The 10,553-nt window shown below is 69.6% G+C and carries 6 protein-coding genes; 1 reads left to right on the top strand and 5 read right to left on the bottom strand.

From position 1 onward, the window contains the following. The 5 genes from DJ74_RS00710 to DJ74_RS00695 form a co-directional block, all read right to left on the bottom strand. The coding region (locus tag DJ74_RS00710; protein WP_176451283.1) for a type II secretion system F family protein at positions 1-1,110 on the bottom strand (1,110 nt) is incomplete at its 3' end. Positions 1,111-1,137: 27 nt separating this feature from the next. After that, complete coding sequence (locus DJ74_RS00705) at positions 1,138-4,887, bottom strand: ATPase, T2SS/T4P/T4SS family (RefSeq protein WP_094525988.1); 3,750 nt, start codon at positions 4,885-4,887, stop codon at positions 1,138-1,140. A gap of 192 nt (positions 4,888-5,079) precedes the next feature. Then, a complete protein-coding gene (gdhB, locus tag DJ74_RS00700; RefSeq protein WP_394338289.1) occupies positions 5,080-6,423 on the bottom strand; it encodes a glutamate dehydrogenase GdhB in 1,344 nt (447 codons plus the stop codon). Next, positions 6,420-6,563: a rubrerythrin-like domain-containing protein gene (locus DJ74_RS18480; RefSeq protein ID WP_141212022.1), complete on the bottom strand. Its 144-nt coding sequence runs from the start codon at positions 6,561-6,563 to the stop codon at positions 6,420-6,422. The genes gdhB and DJ74_RS18480 overlap by 4 nt, the downstream gene beginning before the upstream one ends. A 149-nt stretch (positions 6,564-6,712) precedes the next feature. Further along, positions 6,713-9,586, bottom strand: coding sequence for a bacterio-opsin activator domain-containing protein (locus tag DJ74_RS00695; RefSeq protein WP_094525987.1), 2,874 nt, complete (start codon positions 9,584-9,586; stop codon positions 6,713-6,715). Between the two features lie 197 nt (positions 9,587-9,783). Here DJ74_RS00695 and DJ74_RS00690 point away from each other — a divergent pair, with 197 nt between their 5' ends. Continuing rightward, a complete protein-coding gene (locus tag DJ74_RS00690; protein ID WP_094525986.1) occupies positions 9,784-10,488 on the top strand; it encodes a DUF1405 domain-containing protein in 705 nt (234 codons plus the stop codon). Positions 10,489-10,553: the final 65 nt, after the last annotated feature.

Raw genomic sequence — 10,553 nt, 5'->3', positions numbered from 1 at the left:
GTCGCGGATCCGGTCGAAGACGCCGAATCGACCGACGAACCCTTCGATGAGTCCGAAGTGGAGCAGCCCTTCCTGGCTCGTCTGTCGGAGCCGCTCGCTGCCGCCGTCGGGGCGGAGGTAGCCGTCGCCGGGCTCGTCCTGCTTGACGGTCGAGACGAGCACGAGGAAGCCGATCCCGGTCAACGGGATCAGGACGTACACCGTCGCGTACAGCAGTCGGTCGTCCGCCTCCCCCATCATCCCCATGATGACGAGGATGATGATCAGGAGGAGGGGGAATAAGGAGAGCGTCATGTACATCTCGCCGAACAGCTCCAGCGTCTCCAGGGTCATCTCGCGCTCCTGTTTCGACGTGCGGAGGTGTTTCTCCTTTTTGTCCTTCAGGAAGCTCTCCATGTCGCCGCCGGAGTTGACGATCGAGAGCATGTCGGCGAGGAACTGCGAGAGCTCGTCGGAGGGGGTCTCCATCGACTGCTGGCGGATCGCGTTCCGGTAGTCGGTGCCGAAGTACTCCGTCTCGTTGACGATGCTCTGGAACTCGCGGGAGACCTCGCCGTAGGTGTCCTCCGCCGTCGCCATCGCGCGCAGGATCTCGAGCTGATTGAGCCCGCCGACGGAGAGCGCGTACATGAACGAGACGGAGTCAGCGAGCAGGAGGTTGATCTCGCGCTTCCGCGACGACGCGCGCGAGTAGGGGACCGCGACGAGGGCGCCGAACCCGAGCGCGAAGCCGATCGACCCGAAGACGAGCCCGCTTATCAGCACCGCGGTCGGCACGACCAGCGACCGCAACAGCTCCTGGATCGCCGGCGTGGGCGCGGGCATCCCGAGCGAAAGCGTGTTCGGGTCGATCAGCCCGAGCGAGAACACGCCGTACCCGATCAGCGTGCCGAGCGCCCAGAGCAGCCCACCGGCGAGCAGCCCGGCGCCGAGCGCTCGGGAGACGTACATTTCGACCTGGTCCGGCATCCGCGCCTCCGCGAGCTTGCGCTCGACGTCGCCGACGAAGTCGCCGTCGGGGTCGAACAGCAGCTCGAAGACGGGGTAGAACAGCTCCGCGAGGACGTCGGCGTCGGCGGAGCCGTCGCCGACCCCCGCGTCGAGGCTCACGCGAGCCACCTCGTCGGGGTCACGGCGCTACCGCTCCTCCGGGGACTCGACCGTGCCGAACCCCCAGTCGTCGATGTCGTCAGCGCTCTCCCCGTCGTCGCTCTCCGCCTCCCCCGCCTCGCCGTCGCTCTCCGCGTCGTCATCGGGCCCTGCCTCGCCGTCTTCCGCGGCCGGGTCCAACACGTCGATCCCCTCCTCGAACGGCTCGTCGAAGTCGATAGCGCCGCTTCCACCGCCCGAATCGGCGCCATTCGAGTCACGGACCCCGGTGCCCGACCCCGATCCATCCGCCGCCTCCGTCCCGTTCGCCGGTTCCTCCGACGACGGGGACCGATCGCTCGACTCGACGCCGGCACCGCCGTCGGCCGTCACCGCCTCCGGCGGCGTTCCGTCGATCGGTGCGCTCTCGGCTTCCGCGGCGATCTGGGGGAGTTCGGGGCCGGCCGCTTCCGGGTGGAGCGCCGCCGCCTCGCGGGCCGCCTCCGCGAGCGTCCCGTGGTCGTCGTCGGGCGTCGCCTCGACGTCGGCGGCGGGCGCGATGTCGAGCAGCGCGTCGGCGACGGAGTCGGGCATCCGTCCCCGGTACTCGGCGAACAGGTCCCCGGCGTCGGCGAGGATCCGCTCTACCTCCGCGCGGCCCGCCTCGTCCGGCTCGGGGCGGGGGATCATCTCCTCCTTGTCGCGGTCGACGTTGATGAGCACGGACTCCATCTCCCGGAGGTCCTCCAGCGAGCGCTCCAGTCCCTCGTTCGCCATCAGCGCGAGCACCGTCTCGGGGTCGTTGATGAACGCCTGGAACGTCGCCGCCACCTGCGCGTAGCTGTTGAGCCCGCGGTCGATGAGGTACGCTAACACGACCCGGCGTTTCCGGAGCTCCTCGTTCAGCGTCTCGCGGCTCCACCCGCGGTCGAACATGATGTCTTCGAGGGTGTTCGAGTCGCCCATCTGGAGGAACTCGTCCGTCTCCGCCTGCCACTGGAACACGTCCTGAACGTTGATCTCGTCGTTCTCGGCGTCGTAGTGGTTGATCTCGGTCAGCGACTTGTTTCGGCGCACCTTCTTTCCCTGCACCCGGGTCGACGTCTGAACGGAGACCAGGTCGAGGGCGGTGAACATCGTCTTCGAGACGTTGATCGGCTCCGTGGTGAACCGCTTGAGCACCTCGCCGACCGTGTCGGCGTGGAAGGTGGTGTACGTGGTGTGGCCGGTCGACATCACCTGGAAGGCGGTCCGGCCCTCCTCACCGCGGATCTCGCCCATCACGATGTAGTCGGGGCGCTGCCGGAGCGCGGCCTCCAGTAAGTCGAACTCGTCGATGTCGCCCTTGTCGTCGTCGGAGAAGGAGGGGCGGGTGACCGAGGCGATCCAGTTGCGCTGGGGGAGTTCGACCTCGCGGGTGTCCTCGATGGAGACGATCTTCGCGTTCGAGGGGATGAACAGCGAGACCGCGTTCAGGCTCGTCGTCTTCCCCGAGGCGGTGCCGCCCGCGAAGATCAGGCTCTTGTGGTTCTCGATCGAAAGCCAGAGGAACGCCATCTCGTCGAGCGAGAACGTCTTCCAGTTGATCAGGTCGATCGGGGTGAAGGGGACCTCGTTGAACTGTCGGATGGTGTAGTTGGTCCCGTGGTCCGACACCTCCCGGCCGAGCGTGAGCTGGGCGCGGGAGCCGTCGGGGAGGGTGGCGTCCACCTGCGGGCGCCGCTTCGAGATCCCCTTCCCGGAGCGCTGCGCGAGCTTCACGACGAAGTCGTCGAGCTCGTCGGTCTCGTGGTAGACGTTGGTGATGATCTGCTCGTAGTCGGAGTGGTAGACGAAGACGGGGGAGTTGTACCCGTCACAGGAGATGTCCTCCACGTTGATGTCGTACTTGATCGGGTCGATCCGCTCGTAGCCGATGAAGTCCCGCTTGAGGTAGTACAGCAGCTTCTCGACCTGGTGCTCCGACAGCGTCTCCGGGTCCTCGGCCAACACCGCGGGCTCGGGCCGGGCGAGGATCTTCGCCGGCGCCGACTCCGCCTCCGATTCCGATTTCGTCGGGGGCACGTAGCCGAGCGACTCCGTGATCCGAGCGGCGATCCCTTCGGTGACGTCGAAGCCGAACCGGTCGACCACGTCGTCGACGAGGTCGTCGATCACCCCGCGGTCGCCGTCCTCGCGCTCGTAGAGGTCGTACCGGTCGAGCAGGGTGAGCGTCTCGTCGACGATAACGTCCTTTCGGAACGCCTCGTCCCCGCCCGCGATCGCCTCGTCGGCGTACTTGATCGAGGTGCGGAGCTTCCCCGTCAGGAACTCGACGAGGTCGGCCTCGATGTCGGTCCGGTACGGCTGGACCGCGTAGTACTTCACCTCGTTCTCCTTCGTCGAGCGGAACACGATGACGAACGCGTACGGCTTGTTCACCCAGTACCGCTCGATCTCTCGGAAGTGGACCTTCTTCGGCATCGGGACCGCCTTCTCGAGGTCGTACCGGTTCGCGAGGGTGGTGTCGCCGTCCGCCGTCGAGAAGAACTCGTCCTCGTCGACGTCGGGGTTCACGTTTACCGTGCGCTCGTCGACCAGATCGGCGAGCTCGGCGGCGGCGCTCCCGCCCGCGCCGAGGAGCTCCTCCGTCCGGTCGGGGTCGAACCCGAGCGCTTCGGTCTTGTCCTCGTGGGTGAACGCCAGCGGCACCTCCTCCCCCTCTTCGTTCACCTCGGTCGGCGGGTTCCCGTCCTCGTCGAGGAAGAACTCGTCGCGGTAGTCGTCCCACGTGTAGTACCCCTTTAAGACCGGCACCGAATAGAGGTCGTACCGCGCCGAGCACAGGTCCCAGAGGACGTCGCCGACGGCCGCGGCCGCCCGGACTCGGTACGCCGTCTCCGACGGGTCGAAGCCGAGGAACTCGCCCGGGTCCACGCCGACGCGAGCCCACTCCTCAGCGGTCGGGGCGCGCCGAGGGACCGATTCCACGTCGTTGCCCGCAGCGACCACGACCCCGGGAACGCCCGCGCCGTCGACCGCGATTCCGGGGCGTTCGTCCGGCTCGGTCGGCCCCTCTCGCTCGTCCGGTCCTTCCGATCCGTCCCCAGCGGCAGAGTCGGGTTCGGTCGGAACGACGGCCTCTTCGCCGTCGGTGTCGTCCTCCTCGCCGTCGCTGTCAGAATCATCCCCGCTTTCGGCATCGCCGTCGTCCCCGTCGCTGTCAGAATCATCCCCGCTGTCGGCATCGCCGTCGTCCCCGTCGCTGTCAGCATCGCCCTCGCTGTCGGCATCGCCGTCGCCGTCGGCTCCGTCGTCCCGCTCGCCGTCACCCTCTCTGTCGGCATCGGCGTCGTCTTCCTCGCCATCGCCCGCCTCGCCGTCTCCGTCGCCCCCCTCCGTCGTTCCGACCGACTCCGCTCTCGGGTCGGGAGGGTTCGCCGCGGTCGAGGTCCCGGCGGGGACGACGGCCGCGCCGCTGAGGACGACTCGGTCGGGGCCGATCACGAGGGCGCCCGCCTCGGGGGTTCCGTGTCCCGGGACGGCGGTGTCGCCGTCGGTCGTGTACGGCTCGTCGACGCCGGCGGCGCGGATGACTCGGTCGACGCCGTCCTCGAAGTGGGCGTCGACGGCGGTCGACGGGACGACCGGCCCCTCGCCGATGTCGGCGTACAGCTCGTCCGCGGCGTCGTCACGGCCGCGGTCGCGGAGGAACGAGCGCCACGAGTACCGTCCCACCGCGACCGGGGGATCGGACGCCGCGGAGTCCGCCGTCTCGTCGGGCGAGAGGGGCGAACGCTCGGCGTCCTCGGTTGCCATGCGTACGGGAACGCCGCAACCGTTGAAAAAGGTGTCTCGCAAAAACCCGCGACTGATAATCCCCGGAGGGGGTGACCGGAGCGGCGGACGAGCCGATCGACTGACGGCGATGGCGCGCGGCCGACCCTCCCTCCGACGGCGCCGCCGGTCACTTCCGACGGCGCGGGCTCGACCCGCGGCGGGAGCGACCCCTCAGGGCCAGAGCCCGCGCGCCTCGTGCGCCTCGGCGATCCGCGACAGGGCGACGATGTAGGCGGCGTCGCGCCACGTCACGTCCCGCGCTTCGAACTCGTCCCGGACGTCTCCCCAGGCGTCGAGCATCTCGGTCTCCAGCTCGTCGTTGACGCGGTCGAGCGACCACGCGCGGCGGTTGATGTCCTGAAGCCACTCGAAGTAGCTCACCGTCACCCCGCCGGCGTTGGCCAGAATGTCCGGGATCACCGGCACGTCGCGCTCGGCGAAGACCTCGCTCGCCGCGCTCGTCGTCGGACCGTTGGCCCCCTCGATAACGATGTCCGCGGCGACGTCGTCGGCGTTGTCGGCCGTCAGCACGTTCCCGATCGCCGCCGGGATCACCACGTCGACGTCGAGCTCCAGCAGGGCGTCGTTCGTCACCGTCCCCGGCGCCTCGTGGGTCATCACCGCTTCCGGCTCCTCGCGGTGGGAGGGGATCGCGCGCGTGTCGAGGCCGTCCGGGTCGTAGACGCCGCCGGTGACGTCGCTCACGGCGACGACGTTCGCCCCCCAGTCGTCGAGCAGCGTGGCGGCGTTCGCCCCGACGCTCCCGAACCCCTGCACCGCGACCGACGTCTCACCGATCGCCTTCCCGTAGTAATCGACGGCCTCGCGGGCGACGATAGCGACGCTCCGGCCCGGCGCCTCGTCGCGGCCCTCGCTCCCGCCGACGACGGGCGGCTTCCCCGTCACCACGCCGGGGATCGTTTCGCCCTCCTGCATGGAGTAGGCGTCCATCAGCCACGCCATCGTCTGCGGGTCCGTGCCCATGTCGGGCGCGGGGATATCCGTCGTGGGACCGATGACGGCCCGGATCTCGTCCGTGAACCGGCGCGTCAGCCGTTCCGTCTCCTCGTCGGTCAGGTCCTTCGGATTCACCGCGATACCGCCTTTCGCACCGCCGAACGGGATGTCCATCACGGCGCACTTCCACGTCATCCACATGCCGAGGCCGACGCACTCCTCGCGCGTCACGTCGGGGTGATACCGGAGCCCGCCCTTATACGGGCCGCGGACGCTGTCGTGTTGCGCTCGATACCCGGTGTACACCGCCACGTCCCCGTCCTCGCGTTCGATCGGGACGGTGACCTCGTGGACCCGCTTAGGGTGTTTGAGCCGTTCGACCACGTTCGGATCGATATCCAGGTGATCGGCGGCGTGCTGAAGCTGTCGGCGCGCCGTCTCCAGCGCCGATTCCGGCTCGTTCGGTTCAGAGTCGTTCGGTTCAGGGTCGTTCGGTTCCGATCGGGTCTCCGCTCGCGGCTCGTCGCCGGCCGTCGTCGATGTCGGACCCATCGTCACTCGAGCGGGGTGTGTCGGTTCCGTATCTCGCCCCCGCAGTCGGGACACTGACCGGGATTGTTCTCGGCGAGCACGACGTGTCCGCAGTCGAAACACTCGTAGGGCGATTCCTCGGCCGATTTCTGGTCGACGTCCCTCATTGGTGGTCGTGAGTTCCGGCGCGTCTGCGCGGGACTCTACAAGGGCATATTGGGGATATAAGGATATATTCAGTAGTTGCTCATCCAACCACGCCTCGAACAGAGTAGTTTATAATTAAACCTTACCGTGGCAGAGCAGGGGGCCGGGATCAGCGATCGACGTGGCCGGCGGCCACCGGCGCGTGGTCGTCGATCAGCGCCGCGAACAGCTTCCGCTGGGCCGTTCGGATGTGCTGGTAGAACGCCTGCGGAGAGATGTCGAGCGAGTTCGCGACGACCTCGCCGGTCGCCTTCCGCGGCGACTCGAAGAACCCGCTGTAGTACGCGGTCTCTAAGACCTCGAGCTGTCTGTCGGTCAGCCTGTCGAGCACCGACGCGTAGAACCCGTGTTCGGACGCCTGTTCGCGCGACTGCTTCGACGAGAGGTCGACGTCGGCGAACCGGTCGCGGACGAGCCGCGTGACGTGTCTGTGTTCGCCCCCGCCGGGAACGTCGATGACCAACTCCGCCCCTTCGGCCGTCGCCGTCGCGCTCCGGAGGACGGCGCCGTGTTCCGCCAGATCCGCGGCGAGGAAGGGCTCGGCCAGTCGGAGTCGCACCACCCCTCCGGCGTCGCCGCCCCGGATCCGCCGAACGGCCTCGACGGCCACGAGCTCCTCGGTCGCGTCGACGACCGCGTCGAGCGGCGCGTCCTCGACGGTGAGGAACACGTCGTTGCCGCTCACGGTCTGTCGAACGCCGCCCTCGTAAGAGACCGTGCAGCCGGCGGTTTCGGCCAGTTGCGAGAGCACGAACGACGGGTCGCGGACCGCGTACTCGACGCGGGTCATCGAGGTCGTGAGCAGCGCGCGCGTGCGCTCGCCGGCGCTGATCGCGGCGGCGATCGTCTCTCCGAGCTCCGCGAGCACGGCCTGTACGGTCTCGTCGAACGCGTCCGGCGCCTCCGCGTACACGGTCAACACGCCGTACGAGAGGTCGTTGTACACCAGCGGGACGCTCAACACCGAGAGCAGATCGCGGGAGATCGCGTCCGAACGCCACGGCGCCGCGCGGATGTCGGCCGCGACGTTCGAGACGTGGGTCACCTCCCCGGTCGCCGCCGTCCGGCCCGCCGGTTCGACGCCCTCGGGAGCGACGGGGAACGTCCGCGCGTCGAGGTAGCCCCGATCGGTCCCCGCCCACGCCCGCGGCGTCACCGCGTCGCCGGCGTCGTCGCGGGCGCCGATCCACGCGAGCCGGAAGCGCCCGTCCGCGGTGAGCCGTTCGCAGACGGTGTGGTCGATCTCCTCGCGGGTCTCGGCCTGCACGATCCCGTGGTCGATCTCGCGGATCGTCTCGTTGATCCGGTCGAGCGCCGAGAGCCGGTCGTTTCGGCGCTGGAGCTCGCGGTCCTGCTCGCGGAGCTGGGACTCCCGGTCGACCCGGTCGAGCGCCGCCTCGGCGGTCGCCGCGAGGAGGTCGGCCAGCTCCCGCCTGACGTCGTCGAAGGCGCCGACGTCGGTCGAGCCGGCGACGAACACGCCGTGGTTCCCGAGGGGGATGTACGCCGCGCTCCGGAGGCCCGTGGCGCGGTCCGTGAGGCGGTCCGAGTCGTGCACGTCGTCGAAGAACAGCGCCTCGTTCTCGACGAAGCTGTGACTCGTGAGGTCGCGACCGTCCGCGTGCACGGCCGGCAGCGGGCCGTGGACGTTCCGCATCGCCTGCGAGCGGGCGGCTGGCCGGAGTCGGGTGTCGTCGGCGTCGAAGAGGTAGACGGCGCCGGCGTCGAGACCGAGCACGTCCGGGGTGTCGTCGACGACGTGACGGGCGATCTCGCGGTGGGTCTCGGCGTAGAGGAAGTCCCGAGCGGTCTCTTGGAGGGTGGCGAGCGCCCGCTCGCGCTGCTTGCGCTTCGTGACGTCCCGGCAGCTGTACAGCAGCGTGCCGTCCTCGATGGACGCCTCGCGGACGTTCACCAACAGCGTGTGCTCGTGGCCGGCCTTGTCCGTGGCCGTGGTCTCGATGTTCTTCAGGACGCCCTCCTCGGCGAGCGCCTCTCGGTCGAAGAGGTCCTCCCCGAGCAGGTCCTCGATGGTTCCCAGCTCGCGGATCTCCTCGGCGGTGTACCCGAAGATGAAGTGAACGTTCGGGCAGACGTAGGTGTACTCCCCGTCCTCGTCGGTTATCAGGACGGTGTCGGTCATGTTGTTGAGCGTGACGCGGTGGAGCTTCTCCGACCGCCGGAGCTCCCGCTCGAGGGCGACTCGGTCGGTGATGTCCGCGCTGTCCACGACGATCGAAGAGAGGTCCCCGCGCTCGTCGGTGACCGGCCGGACGGAGAGCTCCAGAACCCGGTCGTCGGTCGCGTCCCGGACGACGACGGCGTGGGCGAACTCCCCGCCCCGCGCGGCGTCGACGAGCCGGCGGATGTCCTCGCGCGGACGGTCGCCCTCGGACCACCACGGGAGGGTCCAGAACGGGTCGCCGACGACGGCGTCCGCGTCGGCGTCGACCATATCCAGGGCGGCCTGGTTGACGCGCGTGAGCCGCCCGTCCGGGTCGAGCACCCACGTCGCCGACCTGGCGTCTCGGAAGGAGGCGTCGAACTGCCGCGCGCGCTCGCGTCGCGTCACCGACCGGCGGGCCTCCCGGACGGCCCGCTCCGTCCGCCGAATCGCGTCGTCGACCGCGTCCGGCAGCGGGTCGTCGATCGCGAGGTAGTCGGTCACGCCGGCGCCGATCGCCTCGCTGGCGATCGCCTCGCTCCCCGCGGTCGTTCCCAGGACGACCGGCAGCGAGGCCGTCCGGTCGCGTATCCGGCGAGCGAGTTCGACGCCCGTGGTCCCCGGGAGCTCGTAGTCGGTCACCACGCAGTCGACCGCCGACGCTCCGAGGGCGTCCAGCGCCGCCGCCGCCGTCGGGACGACCCGGACGCTCGCGTCGGACCGATCTCGGAGGGCGTCGACGTAGGCGTTCGACCACGCCGTCTCGCCGACCACGACGATATCGGCGGCGTCGAGAACGCCGCGGGATGTGGAACTCATGTGAAACGCGACGGCACCGGCCGCGTACCGGAACGCGACGCGGCGCGTCGATACCGCGGGCTACTCGTCGGACGAGCAAAATCCCTGTTGTTTACTATTCAACCCGGGGCAGTTCGTCGGCCGCCGCGCTCGGCCCGGACCCGGCCGCGGCCGAACGGAGAGCGGGCCTTTAGTTCGTCGGGGTCGAAGCGGACGGTGTGACACGCTCCGACGCCCCCGACGGGCTGCGGTCCCTCGGGCGGCTCCGACGGGCGCCCGTCCGGCGGCGCGTCCGCGAGGCGGTCGCCGAGGAGCTGCTCGGCACCCCCCGGAGCCTCGGCGTCGTGCTCGCGTTCGTCGCGTTCATGCTCGCGGTCGGCGCCGGCTACTACGCCCCGACGGCCGGCGACGTGCCGGTTCCGCTGTGGCCGCTGTACGCGGACTCGGCGGTCGCGGTCGCGCTCGGCGGGGCGGTCCTGCTGACGCTCGTGCCGACGGTGCTTTCCGGCGGGAGCGTGGCCGCCGACGCTCCCGCGTCGCGGCCGCTGGCGTACCTCCACACCCTCGCGTTCGTCTGGCTGGTCACGTTCGGCCTCTGGCCGCTGGTCTCACTGAACCTCGCCTTCTCGCAGTACGTCGCGGCCCCCGACGCGTGGATCTACTACTGGGGCGTGCTCGGCACGCACCTCTGTTTCGTCGGGTTCGCGCTGCTGTTCCCGGCGTTCGGGCGGACGAGCCGCGGGGCGCTCGGACTCGCACTCGCGCTGGCCGTCGGGAACGTCGCGCTCGACTACGGGGTCGGCTACCACCCGCCCCTCCTGTACGAGCCCGGGCCGCTGCTGGCGGGCGCGACGCTCGCGATCGCCGTCTTCTCTGTGTGGCTCGCGTGGCGGTCGTTCCCGCGGCTGGACGAGACTGGGTAAGTGTCACTCGTCGTCGGCTTTCGCGAATTCGCGGGGGGTCCGTCGTTGACATCCTCCCGCGCCTG

The organism is Halorubrum sp. Ea8 (assembly GCF_002252925.1).
GTDB lineage: Archaea > Halobacteriota > Halobacteria > Halobacteriales > Haloferacaceae > Halorubrum.
This window is presented reverse-complemented; position numbering and strand designations above follow the sequence as displayed.